We start from the raw sequence: 23266 nt of genomic DNA, 5'->3' as shown, positions 1-23266 counted from the left end.
CGCGCGGTTACTTGCGCACCCAGACCTTTTCGCCGCCGATCCACGTCTCGCTGACCTTGGTCGCGCGTAGGTCGGTCGGCGAGGCCATTGTCGGGTCGCGGTCGACGACGATGAAGTCCGCACGCTGGCCGGGCGCGAGCGCACCGAACTGCTTCTCGGCGAACCCGGCATAGGCGGCCGCACCGGTCATCGCCCACCACGCCTGTTCGCGCGTGACGAGTTCCTGCGGCTGCCAGCCACCTTGTGGTTGCCCATCGGCATCCTGACGGGTGAACGCCGCCGCCCAAGTCGCGAACGGATCGGGCTTCTCGACGGGAAAGTCGGTCCCGAAGGCGAGCTTCGCGCCGTTGGTCAGCATCGATTTCCACGCATAGGCGCCGGCCAACCGGTTCGGCCCTAACCGTGCCTCGGCCATCGTCCGGTCGCTGGTTTCGTGCGTGGGCTGCATCGAGGCGATCGTGCCGAACTTGCCGAAGCGCGGCAGGTCGGTCGGATCGACGATCTGCGCATGCTCGATCCGCCAGCGGCGATCGCCGGTGTAGGTCTCGCTCTCGACCTGGATCGCGTCGAGCACCTCCCGGTTCGCCTTGTCGCCGATCGCATGGACCGCAACCTGGAACCCGTCCATCGCCGCGCGGCTCATCTGGTTCTGAAGCTGATCGTCGGTCAGGAAGCCGAGCCCCGACTGGCCCGGTGCGTCCGAGTAGGGCTTCAGCAACCACGCACCGCGCGAGCCGAGCGCACCATCGGCATAGAGCTTCACGCCGCCCATCCGCAGGTGATCATTGTACAGCCACGGCGTCGGCCCCTTGCCGCCGATCCGGCTCGCGGTCTCGACGCCCATCGCATAGCTCATGATGCGGACGCGAAGCCCGCCGATGTCCGCCATCCGGCGATAGGTCAGCCAGTCGTCGAGCGTCGTGCCCATGTCGGCGACCGCGGTGACGCCGTAGCCGAGCAGGATGCGTTGCGCGGTCAGGAACGCGGCATCGCGCTCCTTGGGCAGTGGCTGCGGCACGACCTTCTCGATCAGTCCTTGCGCGCCGTCGACGAATACGCCCGCGGGGGCGCCGCCGGTCTTCTCGATCCGCCCGCCCGCCGGCGATACGGTCGCGCCGGTGACCCCGGCCTCGCGCATCGCCTCGCGGTTCGCCCAGCCGGCATGCCCGTCGGCGCGCGACAGCCAGATCGGGTGGCCGCCGGAGACGGACTCCAGATCGGCGGCGGTCGGGAAGCGACCCAGCCCCCACGCCTCCTGGTTCCAGCCGCGGCCCAGGACCCATTTGCGATCGGGGTTGCCGGCGATGTAAGCGGCGATTCGCGACTTCGCCTCGTCGAGCGACTTGGTCATCGACAGGTCGAGCGACAGCGCGCCGAAGCCCATCTCGAGGACATGGCCGTGCGCGTCGATGAAGCCCGGCAACACCGTCTTGCCCCCCAGGTCGACGCGCCAGTCGTACAGCGGCTTGCCAGCGTTCTTCTTGAGTTCCTTGCGGCTCAGCTTGGGCGCTTCCTCGCCGGGGGGGACGAGCCGCGTGACGCGACCATCCTTGTCTACGAGGATCGCCTTGAAGTGGATCACGCGTCCGCCGTCAGCAATGGTGACCCCGTTGACGTTGTCGACGATCCCGTCGGCGAGCGCGGGAGTCGGAAGGAGTAGCGCCGAAAGAGCCAACAATGCTCCCCTCCCTGAAAGGGAGGGGTTGGGGGTGGGTCGGCTGGTTGGGGCAACGTGCCGCCTGAACGACGGGCCAACCCACCCCCGGCCCCTCCCTTCCAGGGAGGGGAGCAGTGTTGCAGTGACGAAGGCATTCTCGATGCAGGGGAGCAGTGCTGTGGTGTTGCGCTTGATCACTTCGGCAATCTCCGTACCAGCGCGCTCGTATCCTGGCGGGCGCCGCCCATCGCCTGAACATCGGCGTAGAATTGATCGACCAGCGCTGCGACCGGCAGCACAGCGCCGTTGCGTCGCGCCTCGTCTAGGGCCAGCCCGAGATCCTTGCGCATCCAGTCGACCGCGAAACCGAAGTCGAATTCGTCCTTCGCCATCGTTGGCCAGCGATTGACCATCTGCCAGCTCTGCGCCGCGCCGCCCGAGATCGCCTCGAACACCTTGTCGAGATCGAGACCAGAATTTTGCGCGAACCGCAGCGATTCGGCGACGCCTTGGATCACGCCGGCAATAGCGATCTGGTTGCACATCTTGGTGGTCTGGCCCGCGCCTGCCTCGCCGACGTGGACGATGCGTGCGGCATAGGCCTGCATGAACGGTTCGGCCTTTGCCATCGCATCGGCCGAGCCGCCGCACATGATCGAGAGCTTGCCGTTCTCCGCGCCAGCCTGTCCGCCCGATACCGGTGCGTCGACTACCAGCGCACGCTCACCCGCGAGGCGTCGCGCGATCGAGGCCGAGACGGTAGTGTGATCGACGAACACGGCGTCGTCGCGCATCGCGGCGAACGCGCCGTCTTCGCCAAGAGTGACTGAGGCAAGATCGTCGTCGTTGCCGACGCAGGCGAACACCGCATCAGCATCCTTCGCCGCAGCGCCGGGCGTGTCAGCGACCTTGCCACCATATTTTTCGGCCCATGCCAACGCCTTGGCCTGAGTCCGATTGTAGACGGTGACGTCGTGCCCTGCCGCGGCGAGGTGTCCCGCCATCGGCGCGCCCATGACGCCGGTTCCGATGAATGCCAGTTTTGCCATAGCGTCCGCGCATAAGCGGTGTTTCCCATGCGCGCCAGATGGTCTAGCGGGTCGGGCATGGCTACCCACGCTGCCGTAGCGGCACCCACCCTCCCCGTCTCGATCGACGACGTCCGCGTCGCGCATGACCGGATCCGCGACTCGATCGTTCGCACGCCGACGCTGATCAGCAAGACGCTGAGCAAGATGACCGGCGCGACGGTGTATCTGAAGTTCGAGAACCTGCAGTTCACCGCGGCGTACAAGGAGCGCGGTGCGCTCAACACGCTGTTGCAGCTGTCGGCCGAGGCGCGCGCGAAGGGCGTCATCGCCGCGTCGGCGGGCAATCACGCGCAGGGCCTCGCCTATCATGCCAACCGCCTGGGCATTCCGACGACGATCGTGATGCCGACCAACACGCCGACCGTGAAGGTCATGCAGACCGAAGGCCACGGCGCCAACGTCGTACTACACGGCGAAACGTTCGACGCGGCTTACGCACACGCTCGCATCCTCGAAGGTGAGTGCGGCTTTACCTTCGTCCACCCGTTCGACGACCCGCGCGTCATCGCCGGCCAGGGCACCGTTGCGATCGAGATGCTGGAGGACGTGCCGCAGCTCGATACTTTGGTCATCCCGATCGGCGGCGGCGGGCTGATCTCGGGCATGTCGACAGTCGCGCGCGCGTTGAGCCAGCAGGCCGGCGGACACCCGATCGAGGTCGTCGGCGTGCAGGCCGAGCTGTTCCCGTCTATGTACAACCGGATCAACGGCACGGACATGGCCTGCGCCGGCGATACGCTGGCCGAGGGCATCGCGGTCAAGGAGCCGGGTGCGATCACCTCGAAGATCGTTGCCGAGCTGGTCGATGACATCGTTCTTGTCAGCGAGCGCAGCCTTGAGGAATCGGTCAGCCTGCTGCTGCAGATCGAGAAGACGGTAGTCGAGGGTGCGGGTGCCGCCGGGCTCGCCGCGCTGCTGTCGCATCCCCAGCGGTTCGCGGGGAAGACCGTCGGGATCGTGCTGTGCGGCGGCAATATCGATACGCGGTTGCTCGCCAACGTGCTGTTGCGCGATCTGGCGCGGTCGGGGCGCCTCGCACGGCTGCGGATCCGGTTGCAGGACAAGCCGGGCGCGCTGTTCCATGTCGCGCGGATCTTCGACCAGGAACGCGTCAACATCATCGAGATCTATCACCAGCGCGTCTTCACGACGCTGCCGGCGAAGGGGCTCATCACCGACATCGAATGCGAGCTTCGCGACCGTGCGCATCTCGATCGGCTGGTGGGGGCACTGCGGGCTGGCGGATACGAGACGTCGACCGTCGAATTGGCATAATCCCATTCTGATACGGTGATTTAACGCGTTAACCGACATTCGTGGTAAACCGATTGCACGTCGCCACAGGGCGGCCATATACGGGGCGACGCGGCTGATCGCGCCTGCCTGAAGGACTTTTCGCTCGGTGACCGCGCCTTTCCGTTTCCCGCGCTTTTTCGTCACCAGCCCTGCGCCGTGCCCGTATCTGCCGGATCGGCAGGAGCGCAAGGTGTTCACCGAACTGACCGGTCCGCATGCGAACGAGCTGAACGACGCGCTGGGGCGGATCGGCTTTCGTCGCAGCCAGGGGGTAGCGTATCGGCCGTCGTGCGCGGGGTGTATCGCGTGCGTCTCGGTCCGTGTGGTGACCGACGAATTCGTGCCCAACGCGACGCAGCGTAAACTGCTGAAGCGGCTCGGCGATATCGAGGTGACTGCGTGCAAGGCGTGGGCGACCGACGAGCAGTTCCAGTTGCTGCGGCGTTACCTCGGCACGCGTCATCCTGGCGGCGGCATGGCGGGGATGGACGAGGACGATTACGCCGACATGATCGAGCATTCGCCGGTCAATTCGGTGATCGTCGAGTATCGCGAGCCGAGTGTCGACGGTGTGCAGGGCGCGCTGATCGGTGCGTGCCTGACCGATCGGCAGGCGGACGGGTTGTCGATGGTCTACAGTTTCTTCGCGGCCGATGACACGGCGCGACCGGGGTTCGGTAATTTCATCATCATGGACCACATCCTCCGCGCGCGCGATGCGGGGCTGCCGTACGTGTATCTTGGATACTGGGTGAAGGGCTCGCCGCGGATGGAGTACAAGACGCGGTATCGGCCGCTGGAGGTTCTGGGGCCGGCGGGGTGGCGGCGGTTAGAGGATGCGGATCTGGTGACGAAGGCTGCGCGGGTTGCGGCGTTGGTTTGAATTCTGTCAGAGGTGGTTGCCGAGCTTGTTAGCCCACCTCAAGAACCACCACCCCGGCGAAGGCCGGGGTCCAATTGGGAAACGCCGCTAATTGAGTGCGGCCCTCCGTTACGACCACCTTGCCAATTGGGCCCCGGCCTTCGCCGGGGTGGTGCATCGCGAGAAATCCGTCGCCTTTTTGTCTCCTGCGGTCGCCCCCTTGTTCTCCCGCGAAGGCGGGAGCCCAGTCTGGGTACCCGCCTTCGCGGGGAAACAAATTTTAAAGCTTAGTCTTCCCGCTGCACCACGACGTCGACGTCGAGTTCCTCCCCGCCTTCGCCCAACCTCGACCCCGCCACCGGCGCGGCTCCCGCCGCATCCAGCGCCATCGCGACGCGGACGTAATGCTCCTCCGGCGACATCCCCGTGCACGGATCGAACCCGACCCAGCCGAGCCCATCGACGAACGCCTCCGCCCAGCCGTGCGGCGTCGGCAGATGCACGACCTCGTGATCGTTGTGATGATACCCCGACACATACCGCGCCGGCGCCCCGAGCGACCGCGCGGCGACGGCGAACATCTGCGCCATGTCACGCGGCGTAGCGCTGTCCATGCGAAACGCCGCAGCGGCCGTCCGACCGGGTTCGGGACGCCCGGCATCAAACGCAAACCGCTTATGAAACGCACGGTTCAACCTATGTAGCGCGCCGATCCGGTCGCGTGCGCCCTCGGCTGCATTGGCGGCGAACTTCGCGATGGCCGTATCGAGGATGGTCGCCTCAGTGGACCGGAGGAACAGCGCGGGTGGGAGGGTTTCGTGCACGCCGTGCAGGACGCCGTCCGAATGGCTGGTCAGCACCTCGCCTTTTACGGTGATCTCGATCCCGTCGACCGGCCCTTCGGCATACAGCATCGTCACCGCGTTGCCGAAGCCGTCGCGCCCCGGCCGCAGCCGCGCGTCGCAATCGACGTCGATCCGCCACGACGCAATCGTCTGGTCATGCGTGTTCTCGGGTGTCAGCCGGAGCATCTGCACCAGCCGGCCCTGCGGCTGTGCGAAGCGGTAGATCGTGTGATGATCGATCGACAGCCGCATCAGAGGAACTTGAACTGACGGCCGATCGCGCCGTGCAGCAGCGCGTTCTCGGCGATGAATGCTTGCAGATACTGGTGCAGCCCGGAGGCGATGACCTCTCCCGATCGCGTCTTCGCCATTCGCGACGCCCGCATCCGGGCCATCCGGTCGGCCTCGCCGTGGTTGCCCGTCCGCTTGGCGAGCAGGTTGAGCACGTCGACCGTCTCCTCGACCGACGCGGCCAGACTGCGCGGCAGCTCGGAACGCGCCAGCAGAAGGTCGATGACGTCGGCAGGCCGCAGCCCGTCATTGTAGAGCCAGCGATAGGCGGTGACGGCGGACACGGTCTGGAGGATCGTCGTCCACTGATCGCGATCGATCGCACCGCCGAGCCGTTCGCCCTCGGGCAGCAGGATGTGATATTTGACGTCGAGCAAACGTGCGGTGTTGTCCGCGCGCTCGACCGCTTGACCGAGACGTATGAACCACGTCGTCTGGTTGCGGAGCATGCGGTGGACCGCGCCTTCGAAGCCGCGCGTCTCGTTCTTGACCGCCTCGACGAGGTTCAGCTGCGAGGTCGTGCTGCCGGGCGTGGCGCGGTTCTCGAACAGCAACCATGCGCGGTTGATCGCGGTCCACGCCTCGCGGGTCAGCGCGGTGCGGACCGCCTTGGCGTTGTTGCGCGCCATGTCGAGGCAACGGACGATCGATCCCGGATGACTCGAATCGAGCGTCAGGAACCGGACGACGTCGCGCTGGCCGATCTCGACGCCGGTCGCGGCGAAAGCCTCGTCGGTCTCGGTGACGGCCAGCGCGGACGCCCAGGCGGCGTCGCCCGAGGGTTGCGACGAGAGCACGTCGAGGCGGACGGTGGCTTCGACGAGCCGGGCGATGAAGTCGGCGCGCTCGAAATAGCGGCCGAGCCAGTAGAGCGAGGATGCGGTGCGCGAGAGCATCAGGCGGTCCCGCCGGACGTCTGGGCACCGAGGGTCTGCGTCATGCCGCCCATCGTCTGCGTCATCCCGCCGGCGTTCATTCGCTGCGACTGGTCGGCCATCAAGACGAAACTGTCCTTGGTGCCGCCGCCCTGGCTGGAATTGACCACGAGCGATCCTTCCTTGAGCGCGACGCGGGTGAGGCCACCGGGGACGACCTGGACGCCCTTCGCGCCGCTCAGGACGAAGGGGCGGAAGTCGACGTGGCGGGGGCTGAGGCCGCCTTTCGCCATCGTCGGGACGGTCGACAGAGCGAGCGTCGGTTGGGCGATGTAGCGATGTGGTTCCGCAATGAGCGCGGCGCGGAAGTCCTCGATCTCCTGCTTGGACGCGGTCGGGCCGACGAGCATGCCGTAGCCGCCCGAGCCGTCGACCAGCTTGACGACGACGTCTTCGAGATTGTCGAGGACGAACTTCAACGCCTGCGGTTCGCGACAGCGCCACGTCTCGACGTTGCGGAGTTTGCACTCGCCGCCCGAGTAGAACTTCACGATGTCGGGCATGTAGCTGTAGATCGCCTTGTCGTCGGCGATGCCGTTGCCCGGCGCGTTCATGATCGCGACGTTGCCGGCGGCGTAGGCTGCGATCAGACCGGGCACGCCCAGCGCGGAGTCCGGACGGAACACGAGCGGATCGAGATAATCATCGTCGATCCGGCGATAGATCACGTCGACCTTCACACGCCCCGCGATCGTCCGCATCCAGACGATGTCGTCATCGACCACCAGATCGGCGGCTTCGACGAGTTCGATGCCCATCGAGTCCGCGAGGAAGCTGTGCTCGTAATAGGCGGAGTTGTAGTGGCCGGGGGTCAGCAGCACGCAGGTCGGGTTGGAGCCGGTGCCGTGTGGCGCCACCGACTTCATCGTTTCGAGCAGGAGGTCAGGATAGCTGTCGACCGCAGCGACGCGGAACTCGCGGAACAGCTCGGGGCAGAGCCGGAGCATCGCCTCCCGGTTCTCTAGCATGTAGCTTACGCCGGACGGCGTGCGGGCGTTGTCTTCGAGCACGAAGAAGTCGTCGGGGCCGGTGCGGACGAGATCAATCCCACATATATGCGCCCATACACCGTGCGGCGGGCGGATACCGGCAATCTCGGGCCGGAACTGCGCGTTGCCGAGCACGAGGTCTTCGGGAAGGATACCCTCCTTCAGGATGCGTCGTTCGCCGTAGATGTCGTCGAGGAATGCGTTGATCGCCTCGACGCGCTGGACGAGACCTTCTGAAAGCCGCGTCCATTCGTCATGCAGGAATACGCGCGGGACGATGTCGAACGGGATGATCCGCTCGGCTGCCTCGTTCTCGCCGTAGACCGCGAAGGTAATGCCGAGTTGCCGGAACGTCGTCTCGGCGGCTTCCTGCCGGCGTCGCAGCTCGGCGTCGGGCGTATCCTCGATCCACTTGCCGAGAGCCGCCAGTTCGGGCCGGGCGGTCGTGTCGCCCGGTGTGCCCATGATCTCGTCGAACGCTTGTTTCCCCATCGAAACGGTCAATTCCCCATCAAGCGTTGCGGTTCCATGCTGCAACGCATCGCTGCGCTGCACAAGGTCTGAATGCGCAAGCATTAGTAGGCTGGCTGCGGTTAATCCTCCCCCGCAACGGGGAGGTGGCACCGCAGGTGACGGAGGGGGAGGACACGGAACAGCGGTTTCCCTTACCTCCCCCTCCGTCTGGCAAGTGCCAGCCACCTCCCCCTGGCGGGGGAGGATCGTGGTTAGGCGCCAAGGCCTACGAGCAGACCCGGTGTCAGAACCTGCGGCAACACGGTGGGCTCGGCTGCGCCTGGTGCGTAGTATAGGTACAGCGGCACGCCGGCGCGGTTGTGGGCCTGGATGAAGCGGCCCATTACCGGGTCGCCGTCGGTCCAGTCGCCGATCAGCGCCGCGACCTTGTGCTTGGCGAAGGCGTCGCGGACGCCGGCGGTGTCGATCGCCGCCTTCTCGTTGACCTTGCACGTCAGGCACCAGTCGGCGGTGAAGTAGACGAACACCGGGCGCTTTTCGGCGCGCAGCGAGGCGAGCTTGGCCTCGGTGAACGCCTCGTCGCCCGCGGTCGCTACTTTCGCGGACACTGGTGGCGCGCGCGAGATCAATACTGCGCTACCGACGAACACGACGAGCAGCAGGACCTGCGCGACCACGCCGAACGACTTGCCCTTGCGCTGACGCGAGCCGCCAATCCACAGCACCGCGCCGACCGCCAGCACCGCGACCAGCGCGAGCGTCAGCGTATCCACGCCGGTCTGGCGCCCGAGCACCCAGCCCAGCGCGATCGCGGTGAGGAACATCGGCACCGACAGGATGTGGCGGAACGTCTCCATCCAGACGCCGGGCTTGGGCAGCCAGCGCCGCCACGACGGGATGAACCCGATCGCGAGGAACGGGAGCGACAAGCCGATGCCGAGCCCGCCGAACACGGCGAGCGCCGCCGGCCACGGCAGCACCAGCGCCGCGCCGAGCGCTGCGCCCATGAACGGCCCGGTGCACGGCGTTGCGATGAACGCGGCGAGTGCGCCGGTCGCGAATGCGCCGCTGGCGCCGCTCTCGCCGGCAAAGCGTGGGGTCGGGACCTCGAACAGTCCGGCGAGGTTGAACGCGATCGCGGTGCTCAGCAGCAGCAGCGCGACGATCGCGCCGGGATGCTGCAACTGGAACGCCCAGCCGACCGCGGATCCGCCTGCGCGCAAGGCCAGGATCGCGCCACCGAGGCCGAGGCAGACCAGCACGACGCCTGCGGTGTAGGCCAAGGCCTCGCCGCGCGCGTCCTTCTCGCTGGCACCACCGCGGGCGAGGCTGAGTGCCTTGAGGCTGAGGATCGGGAACACGCAGGGCATGATGTTGAGGATCAGGCCGCCAAGCACCGCACCGGCGAACGCGATCAGCGCGGTCAGCCAGAGGCTCTCGCCATTCGCGCCCGTCTCGCCGCCGCCGGCCGCTTCGGCCACCGCACCGGGCGTCGCCTTGACGCCGAGCCCCTGTCCGTCGCCGATCCGGAGCACGCCCTCGATCGGGCCGCCGGTCTTCGCGTTCGCCGCAACCTTCGTCGTTATCGTCAGCCGGTCGCCGTCGCGCGTGACGGTCTGCGGCGCGCCATTCTCGATCGCACTGGTGTTGACGGGGAAGAAATACGCCTTGTCGGCTTTCGCGCTCGCCGGGAACGGCACCGCGATCCGCATCGTCCCGTTGCTCGCTGCATAGGTCGCACCGGCGTCGAGTGGCTTGGGGATCGCCTGACGCCAGCCTGCGAACGCGGCGGCCTGCGATGGCGCGCCGTCACCGATCGTGAGGTCGAGCGATAGTGCCTTTTCCTCGGGAACGCAGATCGTTGCCGAGCAGACGAGATAGCTCGTCTTCAGGCGGATCGGGAATTTCGTGCCCTCGGCCAGCCCGGCCGGTACCTGGATCGTCACGAGCGGCGCATAGGGCGCCTCGTAGACATAGTTCATTAGGCCAGCGATCAGCAGCGTCGTCGGCACCGGCCATTCGGGCTCGCCCGCCTTCGCACCCGTCGGCAGTGTCCAGTCGAACGTCGCGGGAAAACCCGCATCGCCGGGATTGCGCCAATAGCCGTGCCAGCCGGTCTCGGGCGTCGTCGCGAGCGCGATCGTCAGCGGCGCGCCGGCCTTCGGGTGATCGCTCTCGGCGACCAGCTTCATCATCAGATGCTGGCTGGAGCCGTTCAGCGATTCCGCAAGCGCGGGCGCACTCGCCAGCCCGCAGACGGCCAGCAAGACCGTCATGAGGACGCAACGTAATCCGCGCATGGCCATCCTTGTTTCGTTCATCGCGTAAAGCCATAGCGGTGACCTTGTCGTATTGCACTTCAAAGCGACGGCCGCGCTCGATGGTCTTCGCTTGCTAAAGGACTGTTCGTGAAAGCACTTATCGCCGCGATCCTGCTGACTTCGGCCGCTTCGGTCTCTGCCCAGACCTCACCGACACCCGCGCCACCTGCGCCGGCGACTCCGACGACCCCGCCAAAACTGATCGTCGCGATCTCGGTCGACCAGTTCGCCGCCGACCTGTTCCAGCAATATCGCAACCATTATATCGGCGGCTTCACGCGGCTGCTGAACGGCGCGGTGTTCCCGAGCGGGTATCAGAGCCATGCGGCGACCGAGACGTGCCCGGGCCACTCGACGATCCTGACCGGCATGCGGCCCGCGCATACGGGCATCATCGCCAACAACTGGATCGACCAGCGCGCCGGACGGCCCGACAAGGTCGTCTACTGCTCGGAGGACGAGCGCGTCACCGGCAGCACGCACGACAGCTACACCGTGTCCGACATGCATTTGAAGGTACCGACGCTCGGCGAGATGATGAAGGCACGCGATCCGCGGACGCGCTCGGTATCGGTCGCGGGGAAGGATCGCGCGGCGGTGATGATGGGCGGCCACAAGGTCGACGAGCTCTGGTGGTGGGACGGCAAGACGTACGTTTCCTATGCGGGCCGCGCGGTGCCGCCGGCGGTGCAGCGCACGCGCGACGCGGTCGCCGCGCTGATCGCCAAGCCCCAGGCGGCACTGCCGCTGCCCGGCTATTGCGCAGGCGTGAACCATCCGATCGTTATCGCCGGCAAGACGTACGGTCAGGGGCGCTTCGAGCGTGAGGCCGGCGACGCGAAGGGCTTCCGGGTTTCGCCCGCGTCCGACGCAGCGGTGTTCGCGATGGCGGCGGCGCTGGTGCAGGACATGAAGCTCGGCAAGGGTCCGCAGACCGACATCATCGATATCGGTGCGTCGGCGACCGATTATGTCGGGCACACCTACGGGACGCAGGGGTCGGAGATGTGCATCCAGATGGCGCAGCTCGACAAGACGCTGGGTGATTTCTTCGCGGTGATGGACGAGACTGGGGTCGATTACGAGGTGGTGCTGACCGCGGACCACGGTGCGCACGACGCGACCGAACGCCAGCAGCAGCGCGCGATGCCGATGGAGGCGCACATGGACGAGAACGTGCTCGCCAAGCAGGTCGGCACCGCGATCGCCAAGGACATGGGGCTGCCGGGGAGCGTGTTGCTCGGGACCGAAGGCGACGTGTATATCGACGATACGCTGCCGGCGAAGACGCAGGCGAAGGTGCTTGCGGAGTCGCTGCGTCGCTATCGGGCGATGCCGCAGATCGCGGCGGCCTTCTCGGCGGCCGAGATCATGGCGACGCCGATGGCGAAGTCTCCGCCCGAGACGTGGACGCTGATCGAGCGTGCGCGGGCGTCGTTCTATCCCGAGCGCTCGGGCCAGATGGTAGTCCTGCTCAAGCCGCGCGTGACGACGATCGTCTCGCCGGCGGGGGGCTATGTCGAGACGCACGGGTCGCCGTGGGATTACGACCGCCGCGTGCCGATCCTGTTCTGGCGCAAGGGGATGACCGGGTTCGAGCAACCGCTTTCGGTGGAGACGGTGGATATCGTGCCGACCTTGGCGGCGACGATCGGGTTGCCGGTTAGCGGGCTGGATGGGCGGTGTCTGGATCTCGATCCGGGGGCTGCGAGCACCTGCGCTAACTGAGCGCCGCGCACCTTCATTGCAAAGCATGTTCTCCCGCGAAGGCGGGAGTCCAGTCTGGGCTCCCGCCTTCGCGGGAGAACATGCTTTTTGGAAAGCTACCGCGTCTCGAACGCCCGTAACCCGGTGCCCAGCCGGTTCGCGCCCAGCGCCAGCTTGTCGTGGCTGTAATCCGCCAGAAACGCCGGGCTCGTACCGTCCCCCGGCGACAGTCTCGCGTCGTTCCCCTCGACCCGTAGCCCGGTCGAGCGATACGTCTGCGCCTCTGCCGCGACCACGATCAGGCCGGTGTGGTTCTCCTTGTTGCGCCCCTGCACGAAGGTGTTGCGCGCGATCAGGCCGGTGGCGCCTTCGGGGAGGTCGATCATGTAGTTGGTCTTGCGGCCCGCGGTGTCGTCGAAGCTGTTGTCGGTGATCGACACGTTGGGCACGCGGAGCTTGACGTAATGCCCGCCCGTACCGCGCTCGAACCGAGAATTGGTGATCGTCACGCTGCCCTTGTTGGCGAGGTAGATCGCGTGCGAGCAGCCGGGCGATTCGTCGCACTGGCCAAGCCCGGCGAAGGTGGAATGGTCGATGAGGATCTTCTGACCGGTAGGTTCGCCGCCGAGGATGCCCTCCTGGCTGTCGAGGAACATCGCGTTGGTGACGGTCAGGTCGCCCATCTCGGTGCGGATGCCGGCGCCGTTGCCGTCCGACACGCGGTAGCCGCGGAAGACGAGGCCGTCGACGACCGAGCCCTGCCCGCGCAGGACCAGCGCGGCCTTGTCCTCGCAGGCGACTTTCTCGAAGATCGCGGTGCCGGGCTTGACCGCCTTGAAGGTGATGCGGCCGCCGGCCTGCACCGCGCATTGCCGGTACGTGCCCGGTGCGATCAGGATCGTCGCGGTGCCGAGCCGGATCGACGAGACCGCCTCCTGCAACGTCGCGAACCCCTGCCCGTTCACGGTGAACGGCGCCGAGCTTTGCGCGAACGCGGGCGCGGCGAACAGCGCGAGGGCGAGCAACGATCGTTTCATCCGAGATCCTCTTCGTTCCGCAGCGGTGGCCCGCCGGCGATATCGGTTTCCTGATCGCACGGAACGTCGCGCCTCGACCAGTCTGTCCGCCGCTCTTTGACGACACCTGTCCCGTTATGAAGCATTGGAAAGAATGAACCGGCGCGGGGTAATCCCGGCGTCCGCATATTGCCGTGTCCGCGCCGACCGCATAATACCGCTACCGTAACAAAGCCGGCGGGGGGAACCGACCGGCGCGGGGGATCCACATGCACGCCATGACGCCGACGGAGGTCTTCCTCCTTGCGATGCTCATCATCTTCACCGTGCCGTATCTGGTGTGGCGGCTCGGGCGGACCGATTACTGGGCGCCGCTGGTGGTGGTGCAGATCATCGGCGGCATCCTGCTGGGGCCCGGCGTGCTCGGCGCGGCGTATCCCGATTATTATGCGACGATCTTCACGCCCGCGACGTTGGGTTCGCTGAACGGCATCGCGTGGTGGGCGGTGATGATGTTCGTGTGGGTCGCCGGTATCGAACTCGATCTCGGTGAGGCATGGAAGCGGCGCGGTGAAACCGGCGTCACCGCAGGGCTCGCGCTTGCAGTGCCGCTGATCACCGGCAGCATCGCGGCGGTATTGATGTTGCGCTACCCAGGGTGGCGTGGGCCGAACGGCGCGACATGGCAGGTGGTGCTCGGTATCGGCATGGCGTGCGCAGTCACCGCCTTGCCGATCCTCGTGCTGTTTCTCGAAAAGCTCGACGTGCTGCGTCAGCCGATCGGCCAGCGGATCCTGCGCTATGCGAGCCTCGACGACATCGCGATCTGGGGCGTGCTCGCGCTGATCCTGCTCGACTGGGAGCGCGTCGGGCGGCAGGGCGGCTTCCTGGTCGGGTTCGCTGTCGCCACGTTGCTGGTGCGGAAGCTGATGGAGCGGATCGAAGAGCGTGATCGCTGGTATGTCAGCCTGATCTGGCTTGCCGGCTGCGGGTTTGCGGCGGACTGGGCGGGGCTGCACTTCATGGTCGGCGCGTTCCTGTCGGGCGCGGTGCTCGACTCCAAGTGGTTCACGACAGCGAAGATGGACCAGTTCCGTCACTTCGTGCTGCTCGCGGTGATGCCGGTGTTCTTCCTGTCTACGGGGTTGAAGACGCAGTGGGCGGTCGGCGGCTATGCGGTGTTCGGGGCGGCGGCGTTGCTGCTGGTCGCGTCGGTCGGCGGCAAGCTGGCTGGGGTTCACGCCGCCGGACGGATCCTGAAGTGGCGGCCGGGCGAGGCGTCGGCGATCGGCTGGCTGCTGCAGACCAAGGCGCTGATCATGATCATCTTCGTCAACATCCTGCTGGATAAGAAGATCATTACGAATGAGACGTTCACCGCGCTGCTGCTGATGGCGCTGGCTAGCACGATGCTAACCGTGCCGGTGGTCGCGCCGAAGTTGAAGAAGCTGGCGGGATTGGTGGGGAAGAGCGCGTGACGCTTTTCTTCCCCCCTCCCTGGAAAAGAGGGGTTGGGGGTGGGTCGGCTGGCTTGTGCCGCTGACGTCGCCTGATGCGGAAGCCTACCCACCCCCGGCCCCTCCCTTTCAGGGAGGGGGGAAGTAGGCTTAGCCGCCCGCGTTAAGCAGGTCGTGGCGTTTCAGGGCGTGGCGGAGTTGATCGTAACTCAGGCCTAGGGCTTCGGCGGTGGCGCGTTGGTTGAAGCGGTGTTCGGAGAGGGCGCGCGAGAGCAAGTCGCGTTCGAAGCGGGACACCCGGGACTTGAAGTCCGAGGGACCTTCCTCGCACGCGACGACCGGGTCCTCACCTTCGTCCGGTTCGGCCGCGCGCGGCGCCACAACCATTGGCTTCGGCGCAGTCGACGCGCCAGGCCGGTGTGGCGACTGAAACGGGTCGATCTCGATAGCATCGATCGGTCCCGCCTGTTCCCAGCGATACACCGCGCGCTCGACGACGTTGCGCAGTTCGCGGACGTTGCCGGGCCAGCGATACGCGATCAGCGCATCCATCGCTGCCGGGCCGAAGCCTTCCCAGCGTTCGCGCCCCAGTTCCGACGCCATGCGCCGGCCGAAATGTTCCGCAAGTACCACCACGTCGCCTGTCCGCGCGCGCAGAGGCGGCAACGTTACCACCTCGAACGACAAGCGATCGAGCAGATCCGCGCGGAACTCGTGGCGGTCGACCTTGTCCGGCAGATGTTCGTTGGTCGCCGCCACGATCCGGACGTCGACACGCATCGGCCGCGATGAGCCGATCCGCGTGATCTCGCCATATTCGACCGCGCGCAGCAGCCGGTCCTGCGCCGCCATCGACAACGTGCCGAGTTCGTCGAGGAACAGCGTCCCGCCATCGGCCTCCTCGAACCGCCCTACCCGCGCCTTGGTCGCGCCGGTGAACGCGCCAGCCTCATGCCCGAACAATTCCGCTTCGATCAGCGTCTCGGGCAGGGCCGCGCAGTTCATGATGACCAAAGGCTGATCCCATCGCGGCGACAGGCGGTGGAGGCGTTCGGCGACCAGTTCCTTGCCCGTCCCCCGCTCGCCGATCACCAGCACCGGGCGATCCAAAGCCGCCGCCCGCGAGGCGCGTTCCAGCGCTGCCATGAACGTGCCGGACTCGCCGATGACCTGTGTGGTTCGCTCCATGGCGAAGATGTGGCGCGAATTCCCAACTCTTGGCAAGCTTCCGCCACGCCCCGAACACCTGAAATCGCGCAAACCCCTGCAATTCCGCCATTTTCGAAACTGGCACGACAGATGCAATGCTTCAGGCAACCCGCCGAATAGCGGAACCAACCATCCTTAAAGGGGACCCACCATGTTCAACACCACCATCGCCCGCACCGTCGTCGCCGCCCTCTGCACCATCGTCGCCAGCGCAACTTGCGTCATCGGCGCCGTGGGACCTGCGACCGCAACCAACATGACGCCTATCGCGGCAACCACCGCAATCGTGGCATAAGACCCCGACGGCTCGCCAAGAGCCTCGGGCCGACCCCTGGAGTAGGATTTACATGGGCATCTTTTCCCGCACCCGCGACATCGTCGCCGCCAACTTCGCCGATCTCATCGAGAAAGCCGAAGATCCGTCGAAGATGATCCGCATGATCATCCTGGAGATGGAGGAAACATTGGTCGAGGTTCGCGCCTCCGCTGCGCGCACCATCGCCGACCAGAAGGAGATGCGCCGCCATATCTCGAAGCTGGAGCAGCTTCAGGACAACTGGACCGAGAAGGCCGAACTGGCGCTGAGCAAGGACCGCGAGGACCTCGCTAAGGCTGCCTTGGTCGAGCGCCAGAAAGCGTTCGACATGGCCGAGCAGTTGAAGGCCGAGGTTGGCGTGCTCGACGACGCACTTCGGGCGTCGGAAGAGGACATCGCCAAACTCCAGACCAAGCTCCGCGAGGCACGCACCAAGCAGAACGCGGTGCAGACCCGGCTGGAGAGCGCGAACAACCGGACGCGACTTCGGGAAATGTACAACGGCCCGAAGACGCACGAGGCGTTCAGCCGCTTCGACATCCTCGACCGCCGCGTCGACGAGGCCGAGGGCCGCGCGGATGCGATGGGGCTCGGGGTCGTCAAGACGCTCGAAGAGGAAATCGCCGAGCTGCGCAGCGACGACAAGGTCAACGCCCAGCTCGCCGCGCTCAAGGCGCGCATGAAGAAGGACGACTGAGATGGATGACCTGATGCCCGTTCTCGTCTGCGCCGTGCTCTTCATCGGGCTGCCGTGGGTGATCCTGCACTACATCACCAAGTGGAAGCAGGCGCCGCGGATCACCGAAGAGGACGAACGCCTGCTCGACGAGATGCAGATGCTCGCCCGCCGCCTCGAAGACCGCGTGATGACCGTCGAACGGATCATCGCCGCCGACAATCCCGACTGGAAGCCGGGTCTCGGTACCACGCAATCGCCGTATCTGTCGGACCTTCAGTCCGACCGCACTTCTGATCGGAGGAACTGAGATGTCCGGCAGCCGCACACAGTTTTACCTCGATAAGCAGAACGCCAAGTGGAAGGGCGTCTGCGCCGGGATCGCCGACTATACTGGCGTCGATGCGCTCTTCGTCCGTGTCGGCATGGTCGTCCTGACGCTCGCCGGGGGCTTTCCCTGGACGCTGCTGGCCTATTGGATGGTCGCCTGGATGGGCCATGCCAAGCCGATCGGCCTGTACGAGACGCCCGACGACGCGAAGTTCTGGCAGGGCGTCCGCTCGAACCCGAAGCGCTCGACCGCGGAGGTCCGCAGCAAGTTCCGCGACATCGACCGCCGGCTCGCCGACATCGAGACGCACTATACCAGCCGCTCAAGCAACAGCCTCGCGGCAGAGATCGACAGCCTGCGCTGAGACGCTGCGTCGATCGAAAAGGGGGAAATACCATGCCACCGGAAGCAGCACTCATACTGGGTATCATACTGGGCACGCTGGCAACGCTGACGATCCAGGCATTTGGTCGCCGCAAGGCGCGGATCGCGGTCAAGGCTGCGAACCGGGATGCGGAACGCAGCATCGCGCTGCTCGATAGCGAGAATGCGCGCCGCACCGGCCAGATCGACCGCTTGCAGGAGCGGATCCAGGTCCTCGAACGGATCACCACCGATCCCGCCGAGCGCACCGCCCGCGAAATCGAGGCGCTTCGCCTCCAGCCGAACTGAGGGGATACGATATGAATTGGGCAGGACCTGGGTTCGTGATCGCGATCATCGCCATCACCACCATCGGCTGGATCGCGAACAACTGGATCCGTACGAAGCACGGCTATCCGCCGAGCGACGATTGGGGCAACTCGATGAACTGGGGCGCTGGGAACTGGGGCAGCAGGCACAAGCAGGACCCGGCGGGTGATCGCAAGGTTGAACTGCTCAGCAGCGAGAACGAACGCCTCACCGGTCAGGTTTCCCGCCTCGAGGAGCGGATCGCGGTCCTCGAACGCATCGCTACCGATCCCGCCGAGCGCACCGCTCGCGAGATCGACGCCCTCCGCGACCGCTGAAGGACACGATCATGGACGGATTTACGGTTTTCATGCTTGCCATCGTCTGTGTCGGCGTACCCGTCACGCTCGGGATCGGCAGCGAGATGTTCAAGAGCTGGTTGAGGCACAAGGAAACGATGGCCACCGCGCTCAATGCGCAGACCGCCGAAAAGGCCGCCCAATATGCCGCCCATAATGAGCGTCTGGAGCAACGCGTGCGCGTGTTGGAACGGATCGTCACAGACCGCGGGATCGAACTCTCCAACGAGATCGACCTTCTCCGGGACGCCGCCCCGACCCCGTCGCTAGCCGACCGTCCGCTCAACTGAACAACGATAACAAGGGAGTAGTGCCATGAATGGTGGACAGGTGATGGTCGTGATGATCGTCCTGATCGTGATGATTACCGGCATCTTCAAATCGCGCCACAAGGGCGCACGACGCGGCGAGGGCGTCTCGCTGATGAACGATCCCGAGGCCGCGCGGCTGCGCGACGAGGTCCAGCAGATGAAGGAGCGCATCCAGGTGCTGGAGCGCGTGATCACCGACAACCACAAGAGCGTCGATCTCGACCGAGAGATCGAGCGGCTCCGCGACCGCTAGGAGGCGGACATGATCGAACCGAACGTCTATATCACCCTGGCGCTGGCGAGCCTTGCGGGGCTGGCGATGATCGTCGCCGGTGGATTGGCCGGATGGCGCGGATGGCTCTCGCTGCGGCGGATGGAGCTGGATCACATGCAGGACGGCCGCATGCCGGTCGCGGTGTCGACCGGATCGCGGATCGAAATCGCGGATCTGAAGGAGCGGATCAAGAAGCTCGAGGCGATCGCTGCCGGGGTGGATCTTTAAGTCGTAGAGAGGATGTTCCCCCGCGAAGGCGGGGGTCCAGACTGGGCCCCCGCCTTCGCGGGGGAACACTGTAGTTGTGGCGCTAAGGCCGACCCGCTACCGCCCACGGCATGGCCACTCTCACCGACATTCGCGAGGAATATGACTTCCTCGAACCCGACGATCGCTATCGCCTGCTGATCGATCTCGGCAAAGAGCTCGAACCGATGCCGGATGCGCTCAAGACAGATGCGACGTTGGTGCGGGGATGTTCGGCTTCGGTGTGGGTGTATCCGACCACGACCGATGATGGCCGGCTGCACTTCCTGGCGGATTCGAATGCGGCGATCACCAAGGGGATCATCGCGCTGGTGTTGCTGACGGTGCAGGATCAGGCGCCAGGTATGATCGTCGCTACCGACATCACGGCGGAACTGGCGCCGTTCGATCTGAGCAAGCAGCTGAGTTCGAACCGGACTCAGGGAATTCCGAACATGATTGCGCTGATCCGGGAGACGGCCGAGCGGTACGCCGGCTGAACCTTTCGATCCTCCCCCGCAAGGGGGAAGTGTCGCCGAAGGTGACGGAGGGGGAGGAACACGCAACGGAGGTTACCCCTTCCTCCCCCTCCGTCTGGCAAGGGCCAGCCACCTCCCCCTGGCGGGGCAGGATCGTCAGGTTGCTGCGTCTTCGGTGAGGTTCGCAACGACCTCGGTCACGTCCGCACCAGCCGGGACCAGCATCCACCGGTCCGGCCGGGCGCCATCGACCATCACCACCGCGTTCTTCGGGCACACGCCAAGACACTTCACCTCAACCACGCCGCGATCCGACTTGCGGCCCTTTTTGACGCCGAGTGCCTGACGCAGCAATTTCACCAGCGGTGTCCGCCCCTTCTCGCCAAACCCGCCGTCCAGCTTCTTCGAGCATTTGCCGCAGACCAGAACGCTTCCCTGCCAGCGACTGGCGAGGACGCGGATCACGCCGGTTTCCACGTCCGCTGATCCTCGGCCACCTTCAGAACCTCATACGCCGCCTGCACGCCCTGGAACCGCTTCGCAGCATCCTTGTCGTTCGGGCGCACGTCCGGATGGTTCGCCTTAGCCATCCGCCGCCACGCCGCACGAACGTCCTCGAACGTCGCATCGGGCTCCAGATCGAGCACTTCCAACGCGCGCATCTCGTCGCGCGACCGGCTGCCGTCGCCCGAGCCAGCCCAGGCATAATGCTTCGGATCGGTATAGCCGTCCGCGGTACGCGTCTCCGCCGCCTCCCGCTCGGCCGCTTCCTCCGCGCTCAAGCCTTCGAAATAATTCCAGCCGCGATTATACTCGCCCGCGTGGTTCATGCAGAAATACCAGCGGTCGGGACTGTTGGGCGATTTTGGCGCCGGGCAGTTGCCGGGCTCGTTGCAGCCATGCCGATCGCACAGCCGGACCGTCACCGCCTCGGTGCTTGCGCCATATTCGCGCCAGCGCGGAAAACCCCAGTCTGAAGATCGTGTCGTGCTTCGAGCCATAGCGGTCCGAGATAGGCGTCCCCACGGACAACGCAACCACACGCAGCGAAGACGGCCGAAACTCCTCGGATACGACTATCTTCCGCGCCGCAACATTCCGCCTTGAGTCAGACACCGTTCATCGATTACTGAACATGAACTATTTGTCATGTGGCATGGATAGATGCGTCCGGTGCGGACGTATTCCCGGCCGACACCTTAAGGACAGGAGCCCTGGTGCCGACTCTCATTCCAAAGCTTACCACATGGCGCGCGGATCTTCCCGCTTCCATCGTCGTCGCGCTCGTCGCGCTGCCCCTCTGTCTCGGCGTGGCGCTCGCCTCCGGGGCGCCACTGTTCGCCGGCATCATCTCAGGCATTGTCGGCGGTATCGCGGTCGGCCTGTTCTCCAAATCGCCGCTGTCGGTTAGCGGCCCCGCCGCCGGCCTGACGGTGATCGTGCTGACCGCGATCGAGAGCATGCCGAGCTATCAGATGTTCCTGATGGCCGTCGTCTTGGCGGGCGTTCTCCAGATTTGCTTCTCGCTGACCCGTGCCGGCATCCTCAGCGAATTCGTGCCGTCCTCCGTCATTACCGGCATGCTGGCCGCGATCGGCCTGATCCTGATCCTCAAGCAGATCCCGCACGCTGTCGGCTTCGACCGTGAGGCCGAGGGTATCTTCGAATTCACCACCGCGAACGGCATCAATACCTTCTCGCGCATTCTAGACAGCCTCAGCGCGGCCGTGACGCCGGGCGCGATCCTGATTGCCTCGGTAAGCCTCGCCTTCCTGTTCTGGTGGGACGGTGCCAAGCCCAAGGACGGCCCGTTGCGCTTCGTCCCCGGCCCGCTCGTCGTCGTGCTGATCGGCATCTTCGGCAACATGCTGCTCGGCGCCGTGAAGCCCGACTGGCAGCTCCAGGCAACGCATCTCGTGCAGGTGCCGATCACCCAGACGCTGTCGCAATTCCCGTCGCTGTTTACCTTCCCCGATTTCTCCGGGATCACGATGGGCATCGTCTGGAGCAGCGCGGTCACGCTCGCGATCGTTGCCAGCCTCGAATCGCTGCTGAGCGTCAAGGCGGTCGATGAGATCGATCCGCGCCGTCGCTCGACCGACAAGAACTGGGAGTTGATGGCGCAGGGCGGCGGCAACATCCTGTCGGGCCTGATCGGCGGCCTGCCCGTCACCTCGGTGATCGTGCGTTCGTCCGCCAACGTCGATGCGAAGGCGGAGAGCAAGCTGTCGACGATCCTGCACGGCTTCTGGCTGCTGGTCAGCGTCGCGCTGATCCCGGCGGTGCTGAACCTGATTCCGCTGTCGGCGCTCGCCGCGGTGCTGATCGCGACCGGCTACAAGCTGACCAAGCCGAAGCTCTATACCGAGCGCTTCAAGCAGGGCTGGACGCAGTTCATTCCGTTCGTCGTCACGGTCGCGGCGATCCTGTTCACCGACCTGCTCGAAGGCATCGTGATCGGCCTTGCGGTCGGCTTCGTGTTCGTCGTCGCGCGCAACTTCCGCACCGCGATCACCTTTGCCTGCGACGACGAGGACTGCCTCGTTCGCGCGCGTCGCAACCTGTACTTCATCCACAAATACGAGTTGCAGAAGTCGCTCGCCAAGGTGCCCGACAATGCAAACCTGCTGATCGACCTGTCGTCGACCAGCTATGTCGATCTCGATAACGTCGACATCATCAACGCGTTCATCAAGGGCGCGCAGTATCGCGGCATCACCGTGCTTATCCGCGGCGATCTCGCGATGCGCACGGTCAAGCTGATCAACGCCCCCCAGACCGAGGTCCGTTTCGCATGAGGCAGTACAAGCAGCTCCTGCTCGCCAACAAGGCGTGGGCGGCCGAGATCATCGAGGAGAGCGCCGACTTCTTCCAGCGCCAACTGGTCGGCCAGAACCCGGAGTTCCTGTGGATCGGCTGTTCGGACAGCCGCGTCGGCCCCGAGCAGATGACCATGACGCCGCCCGGCAACATGTTCATCCACCGCAACATCGCCAACCTCGTCAACGACGACGACATGAATCTGATGTCGGTGCTGCAATATGCGATCGATGTGCTCGGCGTGCGGCACATCATCATTTGCGGGCATTATGCGTGCGGCGGGATCCGTGCGACGCTCGATGGCGGCACCACCGGGCCGGTCGACGACTGGCTCTCGACCGCGCGCTGCGTCTTGCACGACCATGCCGACGAGATCGACGCGCAGCCAGACCGCGAGCAGAAGGTCAACCGGCTGGTCGAGGTCAACGTCCGCGACCAGCTCATCCGGCTCGCGCGCACCAAGACGATCCAGGGTGCGTTCGCGCGCGGCCAGGAAGTGCTGCTCCACGGCTGGGTCTACGATATCCGCGATGGGCTGATCAAACCGATGATGGAGATCGATTCGACGACCGTGCTCGAAGAGGTCGGTCGGCCGGACAAGGTGCTGGTGTAAGGCGTTCCCCCTTCCCACC

26 protein-coding genes are annotated in these 23266 nt (G+C 65.6%); 16 read left to right on the top strand and 10 right to left on the bottom strand.

What is annotated here, in order from left to right; genetic code table 11:
• Nucleotides 1-7 precede the first annotated feature (7 nt).
• Both J4O76_RS11255 and J4O76_RS11250 read right to left on the bottom strand, forming a co-directional pair.
• Nucleotides 8-1678, bottom strand: a complete 1671-nt coding sequence (locus J4O76_RS11255; protein WP_426281910.1) for an amidohydrolase — start codon at nucleotides 1676-1678, stop codon at nucleotides 8-10.
• Nucleotides 1679-1851: 173 nt separating this feature from the next.
• A complete protein-coding gene (locus J4O76_RS11250) occupies nucleotides 1852-2706 on the bottom strand; it encodes an NAD(P)-dependent oxidoreductase (RefSeq protein WP_426281909.1) in 855 nt (284 codons plus the stop codon).
• 57 nt (nucleotides 2707-2763) lie between these two features.
• Between J4O76_RS11250 and J4O76_RS11245 the strand changes: the two genes are divergently transcribed.
• Together J4O76_RS11245 and J4O76_RS11240 are read left to right on the top strand one after the other, a co-directional pair.
• The gene (locus J4O76_RS11245; protein WP_426281908.1) at nucleotides 2764-4023 is read left to right on the top strand and encodes a threonine ammonia-lyase; all 1260 of its coding nucleotides are present in this window, start codon (nucleotides 2764-2766) and stop codon (nucleotides 4021-4023) included.
• Nucleotides 4024-4150: 127 nt separating this feature from the next.
• Nucleotides 4151-4927 carry an arginyltransferase gene (locus J4O76_RS11240; protein ID WP_426281906.1) on the top strand — a complete coding sequence of 259 codons (777 nt, stop codon included), beginning with the start codon at nucleotides 4151-4153 and terminating at the stop codon, nucleotides 4925-4927.
• 266 nt (nucleotides 4928-5193) lie between these two features.
• Here the strand turns inward: J4O76_RS11240 and J4O76_RS11235 are convergent, their stop codons facing one another.
• The 4 genes from J4O76_RS11235 to J4O76_RS11220 form a co-directional block, all read right to left on the bottom strand.
• The gene (locus tag J4O76_RS11235) at nucleotides 5194-6003 is read right to left on the bottom strand and encodes a transglutaminase family protein (protein ID WP_426281904.1); all 810 of its coding nucleotides are present in this window, start codon (nucleotides 6001-6003) and stop codon (nucleotides 5194-5196) included.
• Nucleotides 6003-6938 (bottom strand): alpha-E domain-containing protein, encoded by a 936-nt coding sequence (locus J4O76_RS11230; RefSeq protein ID WP_056048449.1) that lies wholly within the window; start codon nucleotides 6936-6938, stop codon nucleotides 6003-6005. The genes J4O76_RS11235 and J4O76_RS11230 overlap by 1 nt, the downstream gene beginning before the upstream one ends.
• Nucleotides 6938-8458 (bottom strand): circularly permuted type 2 ATP-grasp protein, encoded by a 1521-nt coding sequence (locus J4O76_RS11225; protein WP_426281902.1) that lies wholly within the window; start codon nucleotides 8456-8458, stop codon nucleotides 6938-6940. Before J4O76_RS11225 ends, J4O76_RS11230 begins: the two co-directional genes overlap by 1 nt.
• A gap of 233 nt (nucleotides 8459-8691) precedes the next feature.
• On the bottom strand, nucleotides 8692-10740 hold the full coding sequence (locus J4O76_RS11220) for a protein-disulfide reductase DsbD family protein (protein WP_426281901.1): 2049 nt from the start codon (nucleotides 10738-10740) through the stop codon (nucleotides 8692-8694).
• A gap of 108 nt (nucleotides 10741-10848) precedes the next feature.
• Here J4O76_RS11220 and J4O76_RS11215 point away from each other — a divergent pair, with 108 nt between their 5' ends.
• Nucleotides 10849-12489, top strand: coding sequence for an alkaline phosphatase family protein (locus tag J4O76_RS11215; protein WP_426281900.1), 1641 nt, complete (start codon nucleotides 10849-10851; stop codon nucleotides 12487-12489).
• Between the two features lie 95 nt (nucleotides 12490-12584).
• Here J4O76_RS11215 and J4O76_RS11210 read toward each other — a convergent pair whose 3' ends face one another.
• Nucleotides 12585-13505 carry a right-handed parallel beta-helix repeat-containing protein gene (locus J4O76_RS11210; RefSeq protein WP_426281898.1) on the bottom strand — a complete coding sequence of 307 codons (921 nt, stop codon included), beginning with the start codon at nucleotides 13503-13505 and terminating at the stop codon, nucleotides 12585-12587.
• A gap of 248 nt (nucleotides 13506-13753) precedes the next feature.
• Here J4O76_RS11210 and J4O76_RS11205 point away from each other — a divergent pair, with 248 nt between their 5' ends.
• Nucleotides 13754-14962, top strand: a complete 1209-nt coding sequence (locus J4O76_RS11205; protein ID WP_426281897.1) for a cation:proton antiporter — start codon at nucleotides 13754-13756, stop codon at nucleotides 14960-14962.
• 129 nt (nucleotides 14963-15091) lie between these two features.
• Here J4O76_RS11205 and pspF read toward each other — a convergent pair whose 3' ends face one another.
• Nucleotides 15092-16129 (bottom strand): phage shock protein operon transcriptional activator, encoded by a 1038-nt coding sequence (gene pspF / locus J4O76_RS11200; protein ID WP_107961990.1) that lies wholly within the window; start codon nucleotides 16127-16129, stop codon nucleotides 15092-15094.
• 172 nt (nucleotides 16130-16301) lie between these two features.
• On the opposite strand from pspF, the gene J4O76_RS11195 reads away from it, so the two are divergent.
• From J4O76_RS11195 to J4O76_RS11150, 10 genes are all read left to right on the top strand, one after another.
• A complete protein-coding gene (locus J4O76_RS11195; protein WP_168711631.1) occupies nucleotides 16302-16445 on the top strand; it encodes a hypothetical protein in 144 nt (47 codons plus the stop codon).
• A gap of 52 nt (nucleotides 16446-16497) precedes the next feature.
• The gene (gene pspA / locus J4O76_RS11190; RefSeq protein WP_056482347.1) at nucleotides 16498-17163 is read left to right on the top strand and encodes a phage shock protein PspA; all 666 of its coding nucleotides are present in this window, start codon (nucleotides 16498-16500) and stop codon (nucleotides 17161-17163) included.
• A gap of 1 nt (nucleotide 17164) precedes the next feature.
• The gene (pspB, locus tag J4O76_RS11185; RefSeq protein WP_426281896.1) at nucleotides 17165-17452 is read left to right on the top strand and encodes an envelope stress response membrane protein PspB; all 288 of its coding nucleotides are present in this window, start codon (nucleotides 17165-17167) and stop codon (nucleotides 17450-17452) included.
• A gap of 1 nt (nucleotide 17453) precedes the next feature.
• Nucleotides 17454-17837: an envelope stress response membrane protein PspC gene (gene pspC / locus J4O76_RS11180; RefSeq protein ID WP_056482352.1), complete on the top strand. Its 384-nt coding sequence runs from the start codon at nucleotides 17454-17456 to the stop codon at nucleotides 17835-17837.
• 32 nt (nucleotides 17838-17869) lie between these two features.
• Entirely contained in the window at nucleotides 17870-18145 is a 276-nt protein-coding gene (locus J4O76_RS11175) for a hypothetical protein (protein ID WP_121903299.1), read from the top strand.
• Between the two features lie 11 nt (nucleotides 18146-18156).
• Nucleotides 18157-18483 (top strand): hypothetical protein, encoded by a 327-nt coding sequence (locus J4O76_RS11170; RefSeq protein WP_426281894.1) that lies wholly within the window; start codon nucleotides 18157-18159, stop codon nucleotides 18481-18483.
• Nucleotides 18484-18494: 11 nt separating this feature from the next.
• Nucleotides 18495-18794, top strand: a complete 300-nt coding sequence (locus J4O76_RS11165; protein WP_426281893.1) for a hypothetical protein — start codon at nucleotides 18495-18497, stop codon at nucleotides 18792-18794.
• A 25-nt stretch (nucleotides 18795-18819) separates the two neighbouring features.
• Nucleotides 18820-19068, top strand: coding sequence for a hypothetical protein (locus tag J4O76_RS11160; RefSeq protein ID WP_426281892.1), 249 nt, complete (start codon nucleotides 18820-18822; stop codon nucleotides 19066-19068).
• Between the two features lie 9 nt (nucleotides 19069-19077).
• Complete coding sequence (locus tag J4O76_RS11155; RefSeq protein WP_056482364.1) at nucleotides 19078-19317, top strand: hypothetical protein; 240 nt, start codon at nucleotides 19078-19080, stop codon at nucleotides 19315-19317.
• Nucleotides 19318-19427: 110 nt separating this feature from the next.
• Nucleotides 19428-19835 (top strand): SufE family protein, encoded by a 408-nt coding sequence (locus J4O76_RS11150; RefSeq protein WP_426281891.1) that lies wholly within the window; start codon nucleotides 19428-19430, stop codon nucleotides 19833-19835.
• Between the two features lie 135 nt (nucleotides 19836-19970).
• Here J4O76_RS11150 and J4O76_RS11145 read toward each other — a convergent pair whose 3' ends face one another.
• Both J4O76_RS11145 and J4O76_RS11140 read right to left on the bottom strand, forming a co-directional pair.
• Nucleotides 19971-20291, bottom strand: coding sequence for a (2Fe-2S) ferredoxin domain-containing protein (locus J4O76_RS11145; protein ID WP_426281890.1), 321 nt, complete (start codon nucleotides 20289-20291; stop codon nucleotides 19971-19973).
• A complete protein-coding gene (locus tag J4O76_RS11140; protein ID WP_056058203.1) occupies nucleotides 20276-20815 on the bottom strand; it encodes a J domain-containing protein in 540 nt (179 codons plus the stop codon). The genes J4O76_RS11145 and J4O76_RS11140 overlap by 16 nt, the downstream gene beginning before the upstream one ends.
• 216 nt (nucleotides 20816-21031) lie before the next feature.
• Here J4O76_RS11140 and J4O76_RS11135 point away from each other — a divergent pair, with 216 nt between their 5' ends.
• Nucleotides 21032-22612, top strand: coding sequence for a SulP family inorganic anion transporter (locus J4O76_RS11135; protein WP_353464271.1), 1581 nt, complete (start codon nucleotides 21032-21034; stop codon nucleotides 22610-22612).
• On the top strand, nucleotides 22609-23247 hold the full coding sequence (locus J4O76_RS11130; protein WP_056058200.1) for a carbonic anhydrase: 639 nt from the start codon (nucleotides 22609-22611) through the stop codon (nucleotides 23245-23247). The genes J4O76_RS11135 and J4O76_RS11130 overlap by 4 nt, the downstream gene beginning before the upstream one ends.
• The last annotated feature ends 19 nt before the right edge of the window (nucleotides 23248-23266 follow it).

The sequence above is a fragment of the Sphingomonas sp. NFX23 genome (genome assembly GCF_049887795.1).
Lineage (GTDB): Bacteria > Pseudomonadota > Alphaproteobacteria > Sphingomonadales > Sphingomonadaceae > Sphingomonas.
This window is presented reverse-complemented; position numbering and strand designations above follow the sequence as displayed.

Coding starts and splice junctions, on each gene's coding strand:
- J4O76_RS11250 (WP_426281909.1), bottom strand. CDS start 2,706: ATGGCAAAACTGGCATTCATCGGAACCGGCGTCATGGGCGCGCCGATG.
- J4O76_RS11245 (WP_426281908.1), top strand. CDS start 2,764: ATGGCTACCCACGCTGCCGTAGCGGCACCCACCCTCCCCGTCTCGATC.
- J4O76_RS11235 (WP_426281904.1), bottom strand. CDS start 6,003: ATGCGGCTGTCGATCGATCATCACACGATCTACCGCTTCGCACAGCCG.
- J4O76_RS11230 (WP_056048449.1), bottom strand. CDS start 6,938: ATGCTCTCGCGCACCGCATCCTCGCTCTACTGGCTCGGCCGCTATTTC.
- J4O76_RS11225 (WP_426281902.1), bottom strand. CDS start 8,458: ATGGGGAAACAAGCGTTCGACGAGATCATGGGCACACCGGGCGACACG.
- J4O76_RS11220 (WP_426281901.1), bottom strand. CDS start 10,740: ATGCGCGGATTACGTTGCGTCCTCATGACGGTCTTGCTGGCCGTCTGC.
- J4O76_RS11210 (WP_426281898.1), bottom strand. CDS start 13,505: ATGAAACGATCGTTGCTCGCCCTCGCGCTGTTCGCCGCGCCCGCGTTC.
- J4O76_RS11205 (WP_426281897.1), top strand. CDS start 13,754: ATGCACGCCATGACGCCGACGGAGGTCTTCCTCCTTGCGATGCTCATC.
- pspF (WP_107961990.1), bottom strand. CDS start 16,129: ATGGAGCGAACCACACAGGTCATCGGCGAGTCCGGCACGTTCATGGCA.
- J4O76_RS11195 (WP_168711631.1), top strand. CDS start 16,302: ATGTTCAACACCACCATCGCCCGCACCGTCGTCGCCGCCCTCTGCACC.
- pspA (WP_056482347.1), top strand. CDS start 16,498: ATGGGCATCTTTTCCCGCACCCGCGACATCGTCGCCGCCAACTTCGCC.
- pspB (WP_426281896.1), top strand. CDS start 17,165: ATGGATGACCTGATGCCCGTTCTCGTCTGCGCCGTGCTCTTCATCGGG.
- pspC (WP_056482352.1), top strand. CDS start 17,454: ATGTCCGGCAGCCGCACACAGTTTTACCTCGATAAGCAGAACGCCAAG.
- J4O76_RS11175 (WP_121903299.1), top strand. CDS start 17,870: ATGCCACCGGAAGCAGCACTCATACTGGGTATCATACTGGGCACGCTG.
- J4O76_RS11170 (WP_426281894.1), top strand. CDS start 18,157: ATGAATTGGGCAGGACCTGGGTTCGTGATCGCGATCATCGCCATCACC.
- J4O76_RS11165 (WP_426281893.1), top strand. CDS start 18,495: ATGGACGGATTTACGGTTTTCATGCTTGCCATCGTCTGTGTCGGCGTA.
- J4O76_RS11160 (WP_426281892.1), top strand. CDS start 18,820: ATGAATGGTGGACAGGTGATGGTCGTGATGATCGTCCTGATCGTGATG.
- J4O76_RS11155 (WP_056482364.1), top strand. CDS start 19,078: ATGATCGAACCGAACGTCTATATCACCCTGGCGCTGGCGAGCCTTGCG.
- J4O76_RS11150 (WP_426281891.1), top strand. CDS start 19,428: ATGGCCACTCTCACCGACATTCGCGAGGAATATGACTTCCTCGAACCC.
- J4O76_RS11140 (WP_056058203.1), bottom strand. CDS start 20,815: ATGGCTCGAAGCACGACACGATCTTCAGACTGGGGTTTTCCGCGCTGG.
- J4O76_RS11130 (WP_056058200.1), top strand. CDS start 22,609: ATGAGGCAGTACAAGCAGCTCCTGCTCGCCAACAAGGCGTGGGCGGCC.